At 59.8% G+C, this 18,168-nt stretch carries 18 protein-coding genes and 1 tRNA gene; 2 read left to right on the forward strand and 17 right to left on the reverse strand.

The window, feature by feature from the left end; all coding sequences use genetic code 11:
* The first annotated feature begins 1 nt into the window (after position 1).
* Both IFU00_02900 and IFU00_02905 read left to right on the forward strand, forming a co-directional pair.
* Positions 2-1,003: a class 1 fructose-bisphosphatase gene (locus tag IFU00_02900; GenBank protein MBD8541228.1), complete on the forward strand. Its 1,002-nt coding sequence runs from the start codon at positions 2-4 to the stop codon at positions 1,001-1,003.
* Between the two features lie 149 nt (positions 1,004-1,152).
* Positions 1,153-1,228, forward strand: a tRNA-Thr gene (locus IFU00_02905).
* 301 nt (positions 1,229-1,529) lie between these two features.
* Here IFU00_02905 and IFU00_02910 read toward each other — a convergent pair.
* From IFU00_02910 to IFU00_02990, 17 genes are all read right to left on the reverse strand, one after another.
* Positions 1,530-2,315, reverse strand: a complete 786-nt coding sequence (locus IFU00_02910) for a hypothetical protein (protein MBD8541229.1) — start codon at positions 2,313-2,315, stop codon at positions 1,530-1,532.
* Positions 2,312-3,046: a hypothetical protein gene (locus IFU00_02915; GenBank protein ID MBD8541230.1), complete on the reverse strand. Its 735-nt coding sequence runs from the start codon at positions 3,044-3,046 to the stop codon at positions 2,312-2,314. The genes IFU00_02910 and IFU00_02915 overlap by 4 nt, the downstream gene beginning before the upstream one ends.
* A gap of 48 nt (positions 3,047-3,094) precedes the next feature.
* On the reverse strand, positions 3,095-4,090 hold the full coding sequence (locus tag IFU00_02920; protein MBD8541231.1) for an OmpA family protein: 996 nt from the start codon (positions 4,088-4,090) through the stop codon (positions 3,095-3,097).
* Entirely contained in the window at positions 4,080-4,562 is a 483-nt protein-coding gene (locus IFU00_02925) for a hypothetical protein (GenBank protein MBD8541232.1), read from the reverse strand. Before IFU00_02925 ends, IFU00_02920 begins: the two co-directional genes overlap by 11 nt.
* Complete coding sequence (locus IFU00_02930; GenBank protein MBD8541233.1) at positions 4,559-5,236, reverse strand: pilus assembly protein; 678 nt, start codon at positions 5,234-5,236, stop codon at positions 4,559-4,561. The genes IFU00_02925 and IFU00_02930 overlap by 4 nt, the downstream gene beginning before the upstream one ends.
* A gap of 22 nt (positions 5,237-5,258) precedes the next feature.
* Entirely contained in the window at positions 5,259-5,645 is a 387-nt protein-coding gene (locus IFU00_02935; GenBank protein ID MBD8541234.1) for a DUF192 domain-containing protein, read from the reverse strand.
* Positions 5,646-5,652: 7 nt separating this feature from the next.
* On the reverse strand, positions 5,653-6,540 hold the full coding sequence (locus IFU00_02940) for a type II secretion system F family protein (protein ID MBD8541235.1): 888 nt from the start codon (positions 6,538-6,540) through the stop codon (positions 5,653-5,655).
* A gap of 9 nt (positions 6,541-6,549) precedes the next feature.
* Positions 6,550-7,401 carry a type II secretion system F family protein gene (locus IFU00_02945; GenBank protein ID MBD8541236.1) on the reverse strand — a complete coding sequence of 284 codons (852 nt, stop codon included), beginning with the start codon at positions 7,399-7,401 and terminating at the stop codon, positions 6,550-6,552.
* Entirely contained in the window at positions 7,401-9,185 is a 1,785-nt protein-coding gene (locus IFU00_02950; GenBank protein ID MBD8541237.1) for a CpaF family protein, read from the reverse strand. Before IFU00_02950 ends, IFU00_02945 begins: the two co-directional genes overlap by 1 nt.
* A 1-nt stretch (position 9,186) precedes the next feature.
* Complete coding sequence (locus IFU00_02955) at positions 9,187-10,878, reverse strand: pilus assembly protein N-terminal domain-containing protein (GenBank protein MBD8541238.1); 1,692 nt, start codon at positions 10,876-10,878, stop codon at positions 9,187-9,189.
* Between the two features lie 59 nt (positions 10,879-10,937).
* Complete coding sequence (gene cpaB / locus IFU00_02960) at positions 10,938-12,077, reverse strand: Flp pilus assembly protein CpaB (GenBank protein MBD8541239.1); 1,140 nt, start codon at positions 12,075-12,077, stop codon at positions 10,938-10,940.
* A 175-nt stretch (positions 12,078-12,252) separates the two neighbouring features.
* Positions 12,253-12,957, reverse strand: coding sequence for a hypothetical protein (locus IFU00_02965; GenBank protein MBD8541240.1), 705 nt, complete (start codon positions 12,955-12,957; stop codon positions 12,253-12,255).
* Entirely contained in the window at positions 12,954-13,811 is an 858-nt protein-coding gene (locus tag IFU00_02970; GenBank protein MBD8541241.1) for a pilus assembly protein, read from the reverse strand. Before IFU00_02970 ends, IFU00_02965 begins: the two co-directional genes overlap by 4 nt.
* A complete protein-coding gene (locus IFU00_02975; GenBank protein MBD8541242.1) occupies positions 13,808-15,340 on the reverse strand; it encodes a hypothetical protein in 1,533 nt (510 codons plus the stop codon). Before IFU00_02975 ends, IFU00_02970 begins: the two co-directional genes overlap by 4 nt.
* A gap of 20 nt (positions 15,341-15,360) precedes the next feature.
* Positions 15,361-15,639, reverse strand: coding sequence for a pilus assembly protein (locus tag IFU00_02980; protein MBD8541243.1), 279 nt, complete (start codon positions 15,637-15,639; stop codon positions 15,361-15,363).
* 131 nt (positions 15,640-15,770) lie between these two features.
* Positions 15,771-16,058, reverse strand: coding sequence for a pilus assembly protein (locus tag IFU00_02985; GenBank protein ID MBD8541244.1), 288 nt, complete (start codon positions 16,056-16,058; stop codon positions 15,771-15,773).
* A 769-nt stretch (positions 16,059-16,827) separates the two neighbouring features.
* A complete protein-coding gene (locus IFU00_02990) occupies positions 16,828-18,009 on the reverse strand; it encodes a DUF2325 domain-containing protein (GenBank protein MBD8541245.1) in 1,182 nt (393 codons plus the stop codon).
* Positions 18,010-18,168 lie beyond the last annotated feature (159 nt).

An 18,168-nucleotide genomic window follows, 5' to 3' on the forward strand; every position in this document is an offset into this window, starting at 1 on the left:
CATGAAACGCGTAAGTCTGACGCAGTACCTGGTGGAAGAGCAACGCCAGCACCAGAGCATCAATGCGGAGTTGCGCCTGCTGATCGAAGTCGTGGCCCGCGCCTGCAAGCGCATCAGCTATTCGGTGAGCAAGGGCGCGCTGGGCGAAGTGCTCGGCAGCGCCGACACTGAAAACATCCAGGGCGAAGTGCAGAAAAAGCTCGACGTGATCTCCAACGAGATCCTGCTCGAAGCCAACGAGTGGGGCGGCCACCTGGCCGCGATGGCGTCCGAAGAAATGGAAACCATCCGCCAGATCCCGAGCCGCTATCCGAAGGGCGAGTTCCTGCTGCTGTTCGATCCGCTGGATGGCTCGTCGAACATCGACGTCAACGTGTCGATCGGCACGATCTTCTCGGTGCTCAAGGCGCCGGAAGGCATGCAGGACCCGACCGAGCAGGACTTCCTGCAAGCAGGCAGCACGCAGGTGGCCGCCGGTTACGCGGTGTACGGCCCGCAGACGATGCTGGTGCTCACGACCGGCAATGGCGTGCACTGCTTCACGCTCGACCGCGAGCAGGGTTCGTGGGTGCTGACCCAGAGCGACATGCAGATTCCGGCAGCGACCAAGGAATTCGCGATCAATATGTCGAACCAGCGCCACTGGCATCCGCCGGTCCAGCGTTACGTCGACGAGCTGCTGGCAGGCTCCACCGGCCCGCGCGGCAAAGACTTCAATATGCGCTGGGTCGCCTCGATGGTGGCCGACGTGCACCGCATCCTGACCCGCGGCGGCGTCTTCATGTACCCGGCCGACCTGCGCGACACCAGCATGCCAGGCAAGCTGCGCCTGATGTACGAAGCCAATCCGATGGCGATGATCGTCGAGCAGGCGGGCGGCGCGGCCACTGACGGCAAGGGCCGCATCCTCGATATCCAGCCGACCAAGCTGCACCAGCGCGTGCCGGTGTTCCTGGGCTCGAAGGACGAAGTGGATGTTGTTACGGGCTATCACGCTGCGTGAAGACGTGCTGATAAATTAGGCAAACCGGAAATCTTGCGAAAGTGACGCGATACACACTAGCAAGGTTGCCGGTTTGTTTGCTAGAATACGGCTCTTTCGTGAGCGACGGCTTGTTTGTCGGGCATGATGGAAGGCGAAGCACAGGTTTCGCCGCTGTAGCTCAGTCGGTAGAGCAGCGCATTCGTAATGCGAAGGTCACCAGTTCGATTCCGGTCAGCGGCACCAAAATTAGTTAGTCAGATCAAAGGGTTACAGGCTTCGGCCGGTAACCCTTTTTTCTTTTTGGCGTGACCGTTGCCCGATCTGACCGCTGGCCCATCCCTGGAAAGACGATGCGCGGCGAATCCCTGGAATGTGAGCGTTCTGGCTGCCTGGTGTCTGGCTTTATCACCGTATGCCGGTATTGCCGCAGCGGCAGGCGCTCATCCTGTTCGTCTTCAGCGCGCTTGCCGCCTTTGCATTTTTCTGGACTGGCACGTCGCAGGCAATCCGTACCGCTCTCAACGGCGAGAATGGTGGCAATTCTTCAGCCGGGACTGCACATCACCGCTACGCCGCTACTGATGGTGTAGGAAGCCATGACCAGTTTGCCTGCGGCATCCACGCTCAGTTCGACATGGCTCTGGTCGGCATATTTGGCACCATATTGCAAGGAGCTGTCATCCGCTTCGACGCTGATCGATTCCTGGACCACGTTGGCATCGAACCCCAGCTGATGCTCTCCAAAAGCGACACCTGCCGAAGCTGGCTTGACGACCATCTTGCGCAGGGCGCCGCCCTCGACGCATGACATGGTGGCGCCAGCGCCGGTGAAGTATTGCGCCACCGCCGGATACAGCGGTTTGGCCGCAAGGTTTGATGCCGACGATACATTGGTGCATTGGGCTACATGTCCACCCTCGCCAAACATGGCGCTGCCGCCGCCGGCACTATTTACGATCAGCTGGAACGGCCGTTCACCGCCGCTGGCATCGAAGGTGCCTGCCGGCGCTGCGCTGCCATCGAGCGTACGTACCAAACTCATGCGCGTGCCTGTCAGGTTGATCGTCCAGTCGGCGGCAACGACCTTGCCGTCGCGTCCAATGGTGACCCCCTCTGGCGGCATGGGGCCACCGATGCCGTTGCATGTGCCGCCATAGCTGCCGGCAGCCAATCCCAGCATGGTAGCGCGGTAAGCCGGATGCTTATTGTCACCCTTGGTGACTGGAGTGGCCTGGACTGCGGCGTCATCGCCAGACGGCGCGTCGTCGGTCGATTTGCTGCATCCTGCCAGCAGCAGGGCCGCGCAGGCGACGGTCAATATGCTCTTCATCGCGCCCCCTTCGCCGACGACGCGCTGACCGCCTTGCATTGACTGCCGATGCGTGTCAGCCGCGTTACCAGGACGCTCGAACGTGTGGCGGCGCCGGCAGCGCCGGTGCCGCCGCGTTCAGCAGCAATCGCGCGCATGTCGGCCTTGTGTTCCTCCCAGTTCTCGAGCACGTAGCGCGCATCCTCACGCTCATCGGCGCTGGTGGAATTTTTCAACGCGTTTTCGAACGTTTTGCGCTGTTGATCGAAGTCGAGCAGGCCTTGTTGCCCCATACGTTCGGTGACCGATGTTTTCATTTCCCAGGTAGTGGCATTGACCTTGCGGACGGCAACGGTGGTATCGGCGCTTGGGCAGCGCGAACTGAACGTGGTGCTGCCGGCTGCATGCACTGGTGCCGAACTCGTGCATTGCTGGTCAGCTGGCGGCAACAGGCCGCTGCCCGTGGCGCCAATGCACAGTTGCCCCGGAGTGGGAAGCGCGCTGACAACGGCCGCCCCACCTGGCGCCTGGACTCGCATACTGGCCATGCCACTGGCGCTGTCGTTTTTCTGCTTCAGCACAGCGCCATTGCTTTGTATGACATTGGCATCGGCGTCGATCCGGTACAGGCCAGGCGGTGGCAAATTGACCAGGGCGGGCGCCGTCGCGGCGCTTACGTCAGTTGCGCCGAATGGCAGCAGGATTGCCGCGATCATGGCCGGCAGGCGAGGGGGAAAGGACGTGGTGAACAAATAAATCTCCTGAAAAATTGTTATCGAGCCGCTCGGTGAGGAGGTGGCTCAGCGGACGACCATTTCGACGCGTCGGTTTTTTGCGCGTCCTTCATCGCTCTCGTTGGTCGACACCGGTGCCAGATTGGCGACACCGCGCGCCACCAGTCTTGTCGAGGCGATCCCATACGTGGAGGCCAGCGCTGCACATACCGCTTCAGCACGTTTTTGTGACAACGTGCTGTTGGCGGCAAACTCGCCCTGGTTGTCGGTATGGCCAACAATGAATACTTTCATGGCCGGCGTGGCTTTCAGCACGTTCGCCATCTGGGCCAGCTGACTGGCCGAATCGCTGCGCAGGACTGCCTTGTTGGTGTCGAACTCGATACCGTACAGGGCCATCTTGCCGTCGCGCTTGAGTCCTGTCGTGATGGCCGCCGCGTCGACCTCGACGTTGCCCAACTGGGTTGCTGCCGGTTCGATGATCTGCACGAACTGGCGTTTGCGACTCATGATTCCCGAATTTGGAAAGCCGGAGACGATCCCGATCGACACGTAAGTGACGCCGGAAGGTCCTTTGCGCTGGCCACTGTAGTAATGAAAACCCGGCTGATTGGCGCTGTTGAACGTGCCAAGAACGGCATTGTCGTAGCCGTTCCAGTGCGCCTTGCGCGGAAAATTCTCTACCAGTTGCTGCACATTGGCTTGTTCGCATGCGGCGGTTTCGCAGGCATACAAGGTCTGGAAGCCTGCGGCTTCGAGCGCATGGCGGTAGTTGCGGTAGATCTCGAGCGGACTGCTGTCATCGGGCGCAAGATACAGGCGGTTGCTGATCTTGCCCTCGACCGGGATCAGTACCGGTTTGCCTTTCTGCACAGTCACGACCGACGCCTGCTCCAGGCGGCTGTCGCCGTACATGTACAGGATCGACCCCTTGTACCGGCTCAGTAGCGGACTGTCGGCGCCACCCTTGCGGTCGACGGCCGTCTTGTCGGCGGCCAGCACAGGGGCCGTCGTCAGCAGCGCTGCGCCCAACCATATGGCCGCGTGAAGCTTATTGCACACTGCGGGTGCGTCGCAGTTCCGAATTGAGTGCCTGAATATTTTTTTGATGGTCATACAACTCCTGGGTAAGTCGCTGGCTGTCGGTAGCGGATAACTTGTTGGTCTTGTTGCCGGCATTCTGCGCACGCTGCATTGCGGCAGCATACTTGCGCGCTTCAGTCGCGAGTTCTTCTTGCAGGATACCAATACGGTCGCGATCACGCCTGTCCTGTTCGGCAGCGCTGATGCGCAGCATGGGCTCGGGTGCCGCACGCACCGCCGGAGCGCCAGCGGCAGGGGAGGTCAATCCTCCATCGGCTGGTTGGGCTGGTTGCGCCAACAGGCTGTTTCGCGCTGCGGCGTTGCGGTTGACAATGACTTCGACGCCCTGGTCGTCGATGTAGCGGGTAGCTGAAATCTGTGCATGGGCCGGGCTTTGCCAGCCGATCTGGACCAGCACCGGTATCAGCAGCTTGAATATCGAGCGGGTCATAGATTGGACTCGTGAAAAGGTGATTGCATGCGTACCATTGCTTCGCTACGAATGACGATGCGCGGACCTCGGGACAACGGGCTGATGCACCCAGTGGACACCGTCGTGCCACCAGTTCCGAAAGGATCTTGCATGCCATTGGCCGACAGCACCTGCGACATCGGCGACAGCGCATTGACTCCCGCATGGATGACGCGGTCGAGCACGGGGACGATCAGGCGCAGGCAGTAGCTGACCCGCACGTGCAGTATGTTGGCATCCTGCACCGAGATTTTCGAGGCACTGCCGGGCGCGCTGTTGCGATAGCTGAGGGTATCGTTGGGCAGCTCACGCCCAGCCTGGCCGTCAACCCGCGTACGTCCGAAATCGTTCAACGCTGCGCGGTTGGGATTGAGAACATCGATGCGCGTCAGGTTCGGTGTCGTTTCGAGGTTGGCTTCCACGAGCGCGCGGCCATAGCCTGCCATGCTGGGCTGCGTGGCAAACAGCGGCGCCAGGCCCGACGCCAAGGCTGTACGCATACTGCTGTTGCTGCCGTTGTTCACCGCGCCGGCGCGCGCCGCCAGGAGCGTCGCGTTGTTCAGAGTCGCGCGCGCCTGGTAAATCAGGGCAAACTGGATGATGCCAAACACCAGAAGAATAAGCATGGGAAAGATGATCAGGAACTCGGTCATCGACTGGCCGCTCTGGGACTGTCTAGCGCTCATCAAAATCTCCTGCTGCTGCCGCCGTCATCGATGCCAGCGGCAAATGGCGACCGACAGCGATGCCGTAATACGCCGCCGCGCCAGCAGCCATTTCGAGCACGCTGTGCGCATGCCAATGGCCATCGATACGACGTGCTGGCAGGGCTGGCGTTACCTTGAGGACCGTACCATCCTTGCGCAAATACACCAGGTCGAGCGGATAGGTCATACCGATGGTATGGATCAGGCGGCACGATCGCAGCAGCATGGCCTGATCGGGGCGCAAGGGTGGCCGCCTCAACAGCCCCTGCATCCGCTCAGGCGCCGTGGCCGCTACCATGATCTCGAGCGTCTGCAGACCGCGGTCGAATTCAAAATGGAGTAGTTGCCGTTTCATGTCATCCTCAGAAAGCACCTGATTGCATGAATTTCACGGCAATCGGAAACATCAGAACCAAAAACGTCACCGGGAAAATAAATGCCACCAGCGGGAAAATCAATTTGACCGGGGCTTCCATCGCCAGCTTTTCGGCTTGCTGAAAACGCTCGGTGCGACGCTGGTCGGCCTGGCTGCGGAAGGTCGAACCGAGACTGGCGCCCATGCGCTCGGCCTGGATCACGGCGCTGATGAAGCTGGTGACCTGGGGGATGCGCACGCGTTCGTCCATGCGTCGCAAGGCATCGGCGCGGGTAAGACCGGCACGCAGATCGCGCAGCACGAAGGCGAATTCATTCTTCAGCGGGCCAGTTGGCCCTTTGGCCACGGCCTGACCGATGGCGCCTGCCATGTTCAGGCCTGCTTCCACGCCCATCGTCAAGAAATCCAGGTACACGGGCAGTGCCTTGACCATCAGCTTGCGCCGCTTCTTCAGCGATTCCTTGAGCCACATGCGTGGATAGACGAAGCCCAGCAGGGCTGCGCCCAGCAACGCCAGCATACTTTCAAATTCAACTACCCTAAGCGCCATCCAGGCCAGCAGGAAGAAACCGACCATGCCCACCAGACACAGGGCCAGAAACTGGGTAGGGCTCATCAGGTACAACAGGCCTGAGAGGCGTAATTTTTCCGCTGAACCAGCGAGGTAACGTTTGGGCAGGCGCTGACAGATGTGGTAATCGATCAAGCGCAGCAGAGGCCACAGGAACCGCAAGAGTTTTGGCAGGGGATCCAGGTACTCGCGGTTTTCGGCAGGGACTTCGGCCTTGAGGCGCATGGCGCTGTAGATCACGGCTGCGGCGAAACAGACGAACGCCAGACCGACCAGTATTGCAATGAGCAACTGTGCAATCATGAAATTATCCTACACATCAATATTGGTAATTTTGCTGATGAAGTGATAGCCGATCGCAACCGCCACCGCAATGACTGCCAGCGTGCACCAGCCATACCATTCGGAAAACAGCGGTTCCATCGCTTCGGGTTCCATGACGCGCAGGATCACGATCAGGAAGATTGGCAGGCCCGACATGACCAGTCCCTGCATTTTCCCCTGTGCAGTCAAACTGCGGATCTTGCCTTCCATCTGTAATTTGGCGCGGATCGTACGACCGATCGATTCGAGCGTTTCAGCCAGATTGGCGCCGACTTCGCGCGCCAGCGCCATACCGGCTGTGACCATGGCCAGATCCTGCAGCGGCACACGACGCTCGAGGTTTTGCAGGGCAACGCCGAAATCGGTGCCCAGCTTCATTTCGCGCAGCAGCAGTTCGAATTCTTGCGACACCGGTGGCGCGCTCTCGTTGGCCACGCTCTCGAGGGCGATCGGTAGACTCGCGCCGGCACGCAGTGCGCCGGTGATCATCGCCAGCGCATCGGGCAACTGCGCTTCGAACTGGCGCAGGCGGCGTTGCGCGATATAGCGCAATACGTAGCGCGGGGCAATGAAGGCCAGTACCATGCAAGCGGCAACGATCACGCCATTTCGCGACACGATCCACGCCAGTACCGGCAAAAAGACCAGTACGCCGATATTGATGAGCAGGATGCGATTGGCGTCGGTAAAAATGAACATCCCTTCCAGCTCGGTCTTGGCAGTGCTGGCTTGGCCCTTCTGTCGGTGCGAAAACCAGCGCGAGCCAAAATGCAGCGCCATCCAGATCAGGCCCAGCATGCAGAAGAAGATGATCGCGATGACAAAATACGGGCTGTCCATCAGAACACCCTCTTGACTGAAGCAGGTAACGACGGCGCTTCGCGCGAATAGATCGACATGTCGACCTCGATACCGCGCGAGACCAGATCCTGAATGAAATCGGGTACGTGGCCGGTAGGCACAAACCGGCCACGTACCTTGCCCTCGGGCGTGAAGCCATCCTGTTCGAAACGGAAGATATCCTGCATCGACACAATATTGTTCTCGATACCGGTCACTTCGGTGATGTAGGTGACGCGCCGGGTGCCGCACGAAAATCGTGTTTGCTGCACGATCAGATTGACCGCCGAACAGATCTGCTCACGGATTGCCTGCATGGGAATATCCAGGCCGCTCATCAGGGTCATCACTTCCAGGCGCGACAGGCAGTCGCGCGGATTATTCGCGTGCGCGGTCGTGAGCGAGCCGTCGTGCCCCGTGTTCATTGCCTGCAGCATGTCAAGCGCTTCACCACCGCGGCACTCGCCGACGACGATCCGGTCCGGTCGCATGCGCAAACAATTCTTCACCAGATCACGGATGGTAATGGCACCCTTGCCCTCGATGTTCGCCGGGCGCGCTTCGAGCGAGACAAGATTGGGTTGTGATAGCTGCAGTTCCGCGGCGTCTTCCACGGTAACGATGCGCTCGTCGTCAGGAATGAAACTCGACAGTACGTTAAGCAGTGTTGTCTTGCCGGAGCCGGTACCTCCCGAGATGACGATGTTGGCGCGCTTCTCGACTGCCACGCGCAAGAACTCGATCATGGCCGCGTTGATGGCGCCGAAGCTGATCAGATCGTCGCCAGTAAGTTTTTTGCGGGCGAACTTTCGAATCGTCACACTCGGCCCCTTGATTGCCAGCGGGGGAATGATGGCATTGACGCGCGAACCATCCTTGAGGCGGGCGTCGACCATTGGCGAACTTTCGTCGATGCGCCGGCCCAACGGCGAGACGATGCGTTCGATCGCCGCCAGCACCGAGGCGTCGTTCGAGAATGACACCGTCGAGCGGGTCAGCTGGCCATTGCGCTCGATGAAGATATCGTTATGGCGATTGACCATGATCTCGGTGACGGAGTCGTCGCTCAACAAGGCCTCCAGGGGGCCGAGTCCGACCACTTCGTTCAGCACCACGTCGCGCAGCATGCTTCGCCAATGGCGCATCGCGCCGAAAGCGGCATCGGTATCGATGATCTCGTTGATGATCTTGTGTACCGTCTCGCGCAGTTCGGCGTCTCCCATTCTCGACACGTTCACGCGCCGCAAATCCATTGCGCCGATCAGTTTCTTGTGCAAGGTGCCGCGCGCCGCAATGCCCTCCGGGCGCTCGAGCGGGTTCGGGCCTGCTTCCTGATCTGACATGCGTGGTGTCAACCGCCGTTCAACGCCGGTGGGCAGATGCAATGTGGCGGTCTGAACGACACCGGAAGCGCCCGATACCGGTTCGGGCGCCGGGGCGGCCACCGGGACCGGATGCAGCCCGTCGTCCGGCGCCACGCGCTTGACCGGCATCGCACTGATATTGACGCGAAAGCTGTAGTCGGCGAGCTCGATCACGTCGGTGCTCGACACGGGGCCGTACTCGTTAACCGCGGTCCCATTGACCTTGATTGGCGCCAGCCCACCGCCATCCTTGAGAAACACCTCGCCATTGCGCGCCGTGAGCTGCAGTTGGCGTCGTCCGACCCGCCAGCCCTGTAGTGGCATCAAGCTGTCGCCATCTTTGCCCAACATACATTCCTCGAGTTCGCACTGGGGTTCACCCAGAAGTTCCTCGCGGCGAAATACTTTTACGCGAATCATGTCATTCCTTCCGATCGAGCGGTGCGGATGGGGGGCCCAGGGGGACGGGTGCTGGTGACTGGCGGATCTTCTCTTCGAACTGGCTCTGCTGGTCCAACCCGCGCGCGCGCAGTTGACTCGACAAGCCATCGCCGGCGGAGATGACCTCTGCCTCAACAAACACGACGAGTTCAGTTTTACGGTTGCGGAAATCGTCGGAACGGAACAGGCGGCCAAAAATCGGGATATGCGATAACCCTGGGACGCGGTCGATCGTGCTCGACAGCTCACTGTTGATCAAGCCGGACAGGGCCACGATTTCTCCGGGCTTGATGCTGATTTCAGTGGCCGTATTGCGCGTGATGAAGCCCGGAATTCCGCCGACCGTCACTGAGGGGTCGATCTGTGAAAGTTCAGTCGAGAGGCGTGCAGTGATCGTGTTGCTGGCATCAATTGTTGGCTCTACTGCGAACAGAATGCCATACGGCTTGAATTCGACGGTGGTGGCGCCAAACGCGCCGGCGATCGGAATCGGTACCTCGCCACCCACTTGCAGCCTGGCCTTGCCACCGCTTTTCGCAGTCAGTTCGGGCGATGCGAGCACACGGGCATCGCCGTCACTCACGCCCAGGTTCATACGCGAGGTAATGGTCGTGGCAAGGCCAAGAAACACGCCGCCGGTGGTGCCGTTGCGGTTCAGAAAGCCCGGGTTCGGCGAAAGCAGGTTGGTACTCTCTGTTGCGGGCGCAATATTGGCATAAATACCTGTGTTTTTTGCAACACCCGAGGCACCGAAGGTGGGGCCCTGGGCATCCTTGGCCCAATTGATCCCGATCTGTTCGAGCAGCGCCTTCTTTACTTCGACAAAAGTCAGGCGAAACAATACCGAGCGGGTATAAGCACTGCCCTGGTCTTCAACGACGTTGTTGACGACATTCGGCAGGTCACCGATCAGGGCATTGAGTCTGGCCAAGGCTTCCTTGTGGGCCATGCCTGACAAGATCAGGTCAGGCCCGACCTTGGTCACCAGAATGCCCGAGTTGGCACCGATCAAGGCGTCAAGCTTGGCCCGCACGGCAACCATGTCGCGGCTGAGTACCTGGATGTTGTAGCTCTGTACCTTGTTGCCGCTCCATACGAGCAGATTGGTGTCGCCGGTTTTCTCGGCGATCAGAAGCAGGTTGCGATCGACTGAGGTGGCACTGACGATGTTGCCGTTGCCAAGCGCTACCCTGGTTATCTTGCCCGGAACCGGCAGAAGCCGGATCTCGCCCACCACGATGCTCAGGGATTCGGTCGGGGCGTAACTTTGCTGAGCCGCAGTCATTATCGGTGGCGCCGTCCTGGCCACCGGTGCGGCGCGCCTGATCGTACGCCGCACCACCGGTGGCGCGGGTGCCGCACAGTTTTGCGCCAGTGGCGGCGTGGTACACACGGGAACGGCAAGCGCGGCACTTGTCGGCACTGGCGGCTTGTTGCCGATCTTGGCCGGAGCTGGCACGAGGACCGCTGTCTTCGGTGGTAGCTTGACGGTAGCAGTGACGGACCCAGTATCTGTCTGGCTGGCCGCATGCTGACCGGACGCCAAGGCGCAGGGTGCTGCAACGGTGGCCGCAAGCGCGATCGGCAGGCCGGGCATGAGAAGGGATTGCAGTGGGCGCAGCAGGAAGCCAATCAACGTCGGGGCAGGGCTTGGCAAAGCGTTGTTTTTCATGTGGACGCGATATATTGTATTTTGAGAAAGCGGACTGGCTGCAGGCCGCGTGGCGGCGATTAGTTGCTGAAGGATGGGACCGGGCTATTGGCCCGCGTGGTCGGCATCGGTACTGTGAGCGTCATGGTGTTCGGCGCAGGCGCAGGCGCGGCAGCAGCGGCAGGTGCAACTTGCGACGCCGCGCGCGCTGGCCCCTGTCCTGCGTTGGCCTGCGCAAGCTGCTCGGCCTGACGGATGGCCTTCCCGATGTCTTGTGACGGCGCCACATCCATCTGCGAGATCAGGTTCCCCTTGCCGCCTACGATGAACTCGATCCCGCCATCTCGCTGTTTTTGCGCGCCCGGCAACAAATCGCTGCCACGCAAGGTCGCCAGACGTACCGGTGAGCGGTCTTCGGTACCGCGCAAGACGACACGGAAGCTCCCCATTTTTTGACCGACAATCAGCCTTGCTGCTTCTTTTGGGCTAACCAGTACGGTAACGGTATCGTAGGTTCTTTCCTTGCCAGGGACTTCGCCCGGGCGCGCCATCTTGGCCGCTGCGGCGTCGTCCAGTTGGTTGACGTCCTGGAAATCGGTGCCGGTCGCCAGGACCACCAGATTCTGCATATACAAGGTTGCCTGCTCGGCCGCTGATCCGTCTTCCTCACCGTTATCCCCGCTGGCGCTGCGCGGCGTCTTTGACAGCAGGAAAACGTCAATGCGATGATTCGGGCGCAAGGTCTGGGCAATCGAATTGATATTGTCGATATCGATCGTCAGGGCGCGCTGGCCAACGGGCAAGATTGAGGCGACGTCGCGGATTTCCGGCGCGGTCAGGTCGGTCAGCCGTACCGGACGGCCGCGTAATACGGGCCGGGCCAGCTTCATCCCTTCCATCGAAGCAAAATCAGCGGCCAGAATGCTGTCTGGATATACCAGGTCTGCTTCCACCGGCCGGGCAACAAAATTATTATTGTTCAGTACCGTGCCGGCTGCCACATCCTTGATCGGTACAGCAACTTCGACCCGGGGCGTGCTGGATCGCTTGCCACGAGCATCGATCTCCGCCTTCATTGTTGCCTCGCGTTGCTGCAAGTAATAGTAGGCAACCCATGCTACGAGGCCAGCCATCAAGGCTGCAGCTACCAAAAGAAACAAGGGACTTTTTAATCGAGCAATTCTTACAGCGGGAGTCGTTGCCATTTTTGCCAGTTTCACTTTCAGGAAGTCACGGAAATTGCGTAGGAATAAGCACGAAAATAATTTTTGACTGCGTCGATCAATTCTTGAATTGGCTGTGGTCCCAGCGAAACTGCTAACAGCAAGACGACACAAAACACCGCAACCACCAGGTATTCGGTCATTGCCTGCCCGCGCTGTACGGTTCGCGCTGTCACAGCTCGGTAGCCATATTGATCACGACCTTGGCGCCGCCGTCTTGAACGATGACGATCTCGACACGTTCCCGCCCGAGCTGGCCGCTGACCGTGGCACGGCTTGGCATGTCACTGTTGTCGGCACCAGTCAGGGTACGCACGCCGGACCAGCGCGCGTCCTTCAGCACCTGCTGGTAGTAGCTGGCAAGCTGCGCCACTGGCTGGCTGGCAGCCAGTACCATCGTGCTGGCCCTGCGGCCGTCGTCGTCGCTCAGCACATCCGATATGATCCGCGCCCCGCGCGGAAGCGGCAGGGCGGGAAGGCGGGCCTTTATCGGCTTGGCCAGGCGATTCACGGCCATGTAGCCAAACGATCCATCGCGTTCGATCAGCTGCAATGTGGTCAGGCATTTTTCACTCAGCGCCGAAACCACCTGCCAACCTTCGGCCTGGTTCAGCCTGACGGCATAGCCGGCGTCTTGCCACTCCTTGCTCATGCGTTTGAGCAACGTCGGCATTTTTTCACGGCCCTCGACTTGCAGGATCGATACGCCAATGGCATTTACGGACAAGCCCTCGCCGACGGAAACTGCTTTCATGCCAGAGGGAATTTTTTCGGGGCATGCCTGCGCTGCAGAGCCAAGGAGCACGACCATGGGTAGACAGGCAGCGCAGGAAGCGCGTCGCAACAGCGGTACGATCCGGATGTTTTGGCGGCTCATCGCAAACGGTCTCCGGGCACCACGTCCGGCGCTACCTTGCCGAATTCGGCATCCCAGGATTTCACATCCCATGCTTTTAATCCCAGCAATACGGCATCGGCGGCGGCCCTGGGTGCCGCCTGGGCAAACGGGACGCTCGCCTGCACCATTTCCGTAGTTGCCTGCGAGCCATTGGCGTACCAGGTATTGGACAGGATGGCGCTGGTAGCACCGAAATCCACACCATTCCACTGTTCGTTCCAGACGCTCGTGCGCGGCCACAGCACCTGGTAGGCTCGGCTGTCCTTCGCCACTTCACGAAAATCGACACGTGCCACGGCAAAGGTGTCGCGTGGTACCGGCGGTGCCAGTGAGCCGGTCACGCCGGGGATCGACAGGGCGCCCAGGGCACTGACTGCAGCGCCGGTTACATCGGCCGACAAGGTGGCGCGTTGGACCGACGACTGCTGCTGCTCATAGCGACTCAGGTAGGCTGTATTGGCATTGTCATGCCACATCGGATCGATACCATTGGCGAAGGTCGTTGCCGCGCGGTCCGTATCCGCGATGACGCTGTTGGCTTTCGAGCGGTCGTTGATGACGCGCACGCCAATCTCGCGCCCAATTTCTGTCGCGCTTTTTTGGTTGCTGGAATTAATGGTGTCGAAGGAGGTTCCGCTGTCGTCATACCATACGGTACGTTCCCACGCGCCATAGCGACCCGCCATTTGCGTGGTGTGCTGGACATCGCTGAATTTGCCAAGCACCACAATTGCAAGGAACAAAGGCACGAGGAAAAACAGTGCCGCGACGATGAATTCGACCATTGCTTGGCCGTGCTGGGCCGGACAGCGGCGGTGCATCAGGCGCGTCATGGTGCCGTCACCGAGAGCAGCAGCGCGGCTTGCGGATTCTCTACCAGTTGCGCCTGCCAGTAAGGATTGAACAAGTTCGCCATTTCAGTGCGACTGTCTTCGCGCTGCCAACCGGCACGATTGAATGCAGTGCTGTCGCGATTGGCGCGGAAAAAGTATGCAGCGCCCGATGCCATTGCGCGCATGGTGTCTCCTTTTAGCGCTTCCTCAGCCTTGATGGTTCCGGCGCCATTGCCAATCACGCGGGTGGAGGTGCGAATTTGCGTGCCTGCATGGCGCACTTCGATGGTGAATGGTTTGGCAGCGCCGTTTTCGAACGCACTCTGGTTGGCGGGTGTGGACATATCGGTAACGTCGCGATAGTAATTCTGCAAACCACCGGTGCTGGCATCCAAGCTCTGACCGGGCCCGCGGCGAAAGCGCGCCGTGCCCGGGACGGTTGTCAAACCCGTGGTGGCGCCACCAAAGTTGCGTGTCTCTGACGGGTTACCGGCAAAGCCGACCCGGGATCCATAGCCGCCGTTGGTACCTGCCAGGGCGCCAGCCGAACCACCCCGGCCATCCTGGAGCAGGGGTACTGGCAGTGGAAAGCCTGCAGGCGTAACACAGATCAACACGCCGACACCCTGGGTGGCATCGAGCGCCATCCAGCGTTGTTGATTGGCTGACAAAATCGTGCCGCCTTTGTGGTTGAAGTTATAAACGGTGAATAAAGGGACCGCAGCGCCGGCGCAGGCGCCTGGCCTGGGTACCGAGGCCCAGCTTGCTGTCAGCGTCGATTCACGGTCGCGGATAAAGGTATCGGTCGAGTCGGCATCGACGACCACGTTGGCGAAGCGGTCAGACTCGGCCGAACGATTGTTGGCGCGATGATTATTGGTGTACACCGCCCACTCCCTGACCTGATTCGCGGTGTATGCCGCAGTCTGGAAATTCATCAGGCTCACACTGGCGTCCGGATCGTTGCGCTGCACGACCTGGTTAGCGACCAGCGATACATTGACGGCAGTCGCCGTATGATGGGCTTCCTGTGCTGTCTCGAGGATTCGGATAAGTCGATCGAGCCCGACGACCAGGCCCGGCGCAGCAGCGTCATAGGCCGCCGCGATGGCCTGGATCGGCATGATCTTGGCCAACAGCCAGGCCGGCTTTATTGCAGGAACCACGTTCGATGTTGTCGTGTGCGCGGTGTTACCCATTCGTCTGTGGGTAGCAGCGGCGTCATCGACATACGATTTGAGACTAACTAGTTGCGCGACTGAAACTTGATTGGCAACCATCGCCCGATTGGTATAAGCGGCAAAATTATGATCGCGCGCCAAGAGCACGGCACCGCTATATGCGCCAGCATCTGCGGCATTTTGCAGCTGCGTCTTGGTATTTGCAAGTTTGCCGCTGTTATACAAGATCAGGCAAACAATCGCCGTTACTGCTGCAAATAACAGCGTGAATATCAGGGCCTGGCCGGCTTGCGTCTTTTTCTGCAAGCCGGCCAGACTTTCCTGAGGCAATTGGAGCGTCGAAATCATGTCGAGCGTCCGCGCTTTCCTTATTTACCGCCAGCTTGATCGTTCTGATCGTTATATTGGCTCATGCCTTTGTTCGCATTGCCACGTGTTCCGGCCGTTTCAGCAGAGGTACCTGCATTCGAGATCTGAGTGCTGGCATTTTGGCCGGCAACCTCTTTCGACAGACCGGCGGTTTGATTACGGATCGTCTTGCCAAACATACTGTAGACACCGATGGCGGCGACGGCGATCAATGCAACGATGATGATGTACTCCATCATGCCCTGGCCAAGTTGCTTATGGCTGCGATTGAATTTCATGTTCTTAACTCCTAAATTGGTTAAAAAAGGTTTGATTTTGCGACGTGGTTACAGCTTCCCGCCAGCGCAGTTACCGCCAGCGGATCTACTAGCCACCGATTCAGAAAGAACCGGCAGCGCGTTATGGTGGGTTACTGGTTTCCACCCTGATCGTTGGCGTAGTTGTACTGACCCATACCGACCTTCTGTGGATCGTTCGCGCGCCCACCTGCTGCATTTGCCGCATCGGTCGCGTTGGCGGTGCTCGCCGTTTTGCCGGCTACTTCCTGTGCCATGCCCGCCGTTTGCACGCGTACCGTGCGCCCGAGGGCCGAATAAACACCGATGGCAGCGACAGCGATCAGCGCCACGATAATGATGTACTCCATCATTCCTTGACCGGACTGACGTTCGCAGCGATAAGAGCAAATGCGATCCATGATTGACCTTATATGGTTAAGCGGGGCAATACGGGTTATCTCATCAAGCACTGTTATTACGACATAAGTCGAAAAGAAAATCCGTCGTGTGCCTGTATTTATTGGGCGTATCCTATATGAGATTTTGAACATGCACTATGCATATTCAATAGTGTGCTTCTATCAAATTGAAACTGTAAATATATTATTTTAATACTTGATTAACTCGTGTTTTTAATCCGCGGTATACGATCGGATGGAGGAAATAGTTAATATAAAAAAATGAAAATTACTTTATAAAATCTTTTGGCAGTCCTGTCCGCTTTGGGCAGTTTTCGGAAACTGCCTGGCCGCGCGACGCCTTCTCAAGCGTGAACATGCACCGACGGATCGAGAGAGTGGGGGCTGAGTTATTTGTTTCTTGCGCACGCTGATTGCAGCACACCGTTACGTGCTGCTGCCATTGCGTGTATCCGTGCGCTAGTATCTTTTGGGGGGATGCCGGCACGCTGAAAGTGGCGCTGGCAATGACGATTGCGGCGCTGGCATACCAGCGGCGCACGACCGCTGAAGTGGGCGGCTGTGCAACGTGCCAACAAGGCGGTTGCTCACGGTCGATCAGACGGGGATGGCGTCAGAGATGACATCGTCAAGTCCTGCGGGGGAGGCCGTCGTTGCGGGCAACAGGCGCTGGCAGCGGGGAGCGCCTCAGGCTTGTCGTCCATCAGGATGCGGCTGGATCGCACGGTGGCGGCGATCCGCCTGCCGGCAGCATGGGCGCCGGACGTCTTTAGCCGGGCTGGGTGGCTTCAGTCGCTGCTTCCTGCAACCCGCGTGCCAGGCTCGATACGCTCGGATTGTCGACGAACACGCAGCGCTTGCCATGGCGCTTGCAATGGTCCTTCACACGCCAATAGGCGCTGTGGCTGATGCAGCCAGTCTGGCAGATCACCAGGTCGGCGGCCGCCAGGCTGGCATCGAGCTGGCTGCTGCTGTCTTCCAGGCCGCCATCATGGTGCGCGAACTGGGCACCGACGCGCTCGATCATCGTCCGGTAGATCGGCACGCTGCTGCTGCGCCCGCCCACGCACAGCACGGCGCGGTTGTGCAGTCGTACCGGCATCGCCACGGGCACGGCGACGGGTTCCGGCGCGGGCGCTTCGTCGGCATCCGGCGCTGTGGCACGTGACGCCTTCAGCTCGGCCACCTGCGCGCGCAGGGCCTGCTCGCGCGCTTCCAGCTGCACGATGCGTTCGGCCATGCGCTCGCGGGTGTCGAGGTCTGGGATGCTGGCTTGCAGACGCGCCAGCTCGGCGCGCAGGGTGGCGACATCGCCGTCGCGGGCAATGGTGGCAGCGCGCGCCGTCATCAGGAGCTGCTCATGGCGCTCGGCGTCGAGCGCTTTTTCCTGCGTCAACACGTTGCACCGTTCCTGCAGGCGGACGACCTCGCGTTCGAGCCGGGAATGGTCGGCGACGATCGCATTGAACTTGTTGATGTCGGCGCGGGCACAGGCGCCGGCCTGGTGCTGGACCATGTGGATATCCCGGCACATCTTTTCTTCGAGCGACACCGTGCAGCGGGGATGGGACAGGCCAGCCCAGAATGCGCCAGCCACGTCACCGGCTGCAACAGCTGCCGCCCACATGGCCTCGACCTGCTCGGTGGTCTTGGCCGCGCGGAAACGCTGGACATGCTGGGCATAACGGCGTTCAAGTTCCTTCTGGACGGCATCCGCAACAGGCGTGCGCAATGCGCATTCACTGACGGTGCCGACGTGAATATCGTAATCATCATGCAGCACCTTCCCACCCGTGACCTTCTCGACCAGCTTGCGCAAGCCATTCAACGGCAATCCCACGCCCACCAGCGGACAATGCGACGCATGCGACAACTCCCAGACGCGCCGCCGCCGCGAGCTCTGAGCGCCATCGTTGGAGCAGGGTACGGTCGAAGCGTGTTTGTCGCACATGGCAGATCCTTGGCACAGAAAGTGGCAGGAGGACAGCGCCCTCCATCAAATGATAATGATTCTCATTTATTCTATCGCAGTCTGCGCGCCGTGCAAGCAGAATTTACATCTCCCTGACTATTTCCGAAAACGCATCTGACGTGATCCTGCGTGCCCGCG

This window comes from Oxalobacteraceae sp. CFBP 8761 (assembly GCA_014841595.1).
Lineage (GTDB): Bacteria > Pseudomonadota > Gammaproteobacteria > Burkholderiales > Burkholderiaceae_D > Telluria.

Bases quoted from the DNA above. Each gene is read 5' to 3' on its own strand.
- IFU00_02955 (MBD8541238.1), bottom strand. From the start codon at position 10,878: ATGAAAAACAACGCTTTGCCAAGCCCTGCCCCGACGTTGATTGGCTTC.
- IFU00_02925 (MBD8541232.1), bottom strand. From the start codon at position 4,562: ATGACCCGCTCGATATTCAAGCTGCTGATACCGGTGCTGGTCCAGATC.
- IFU00_02900 (MBD8541228.1), top strand. From the start codon at position 2: ATGAAACGCGTAAGTCTGACGCAGTACCTGGTGGAAGAGCAACGCCAG.
- IFU00_02980 (MBD8541243.1), bottom strand. From the start codon at position 15,639: ATGAAATTCAATCGCAGCCATAAGCAACTTGGCCAGGGCATGATGGAG.
- IFU00_02940 (MBD8541235.1), bottom strand. From the start codon at position 6,540: ATGATTGCACAGTTGCTCATTGCAATACTGGTCGGTCTGGCGTTCGTC.
- IFU00_02970 (MBD8541241.1), bottom strand. From the start codon at position 13,811: ATGACGCGCCTGATGCACCGCCGCTGTCCGGCCCAGCACGGCCAAGCA.
- IFU00_02935 (MBD8541234.1), bottom strand. From the start codon at position 5,645: ATGAAACGGCAACTACTCCATTTTGAATTCGACCGCGGTCTGCAGACG.
- IFU00_02985 (MBD8541244.1), bottom strand. From the start codon at position 16,058: ATGGATCGCATTTGCTCTTATCGCTGCGAACGTCAGTCCGGTCAAGGA.
- IFU00_02930 (MBD8541233.1), bottom strand. From the start codon at position 5,236: ATGACCGAGTTCCTGATCATCTTTCCCATGCTTATTCTTCTGGTGTTT.
- IFU00_02990 (MBD8541245.1), bottom strand. From the start codon at position 18,009: ATGTGCGACAAACACGCTTCGACCGTACCCTGCTCCAACGATGGCGCT.
- IFU00_02975 (MBD8541242.1), bottom strand. From the start codon at position 15,340: ATGATTTCGACGCTCCAATTGCCTCAGGAAAGTCTGGCCGGCTTGCAG.
- IFU00_02950 (MBD8541237.1), bottom strand. From the start codon at position 9,185: ATGATTCGCGTAAAAGTATTTCGCCGCGAGGAACTTCTGGGTGAACCC.
- IFU00_02945 (MBD8541236.1), bottom strand. From the start codon at position 7,401: ATGGACAGCCCGTATTTTGTCATCGCGATCATCTTCTTCTGCATGCTG.
- IFU00_02910 (MBD8541229.1), bottom strand. From the start codon at position 2,315: ATGAAGAGCATATTGACCGTCGCCTGCGCGGCCCTGCTGCTGGCAGGA.
- IFU00_02965 (MBD8541240.1), bottom strand. From the start codon at position 12,957: ATGAGCCGCCAAAACATCCGGATCGTACCGCTGTTGCGACGCGCTTCC.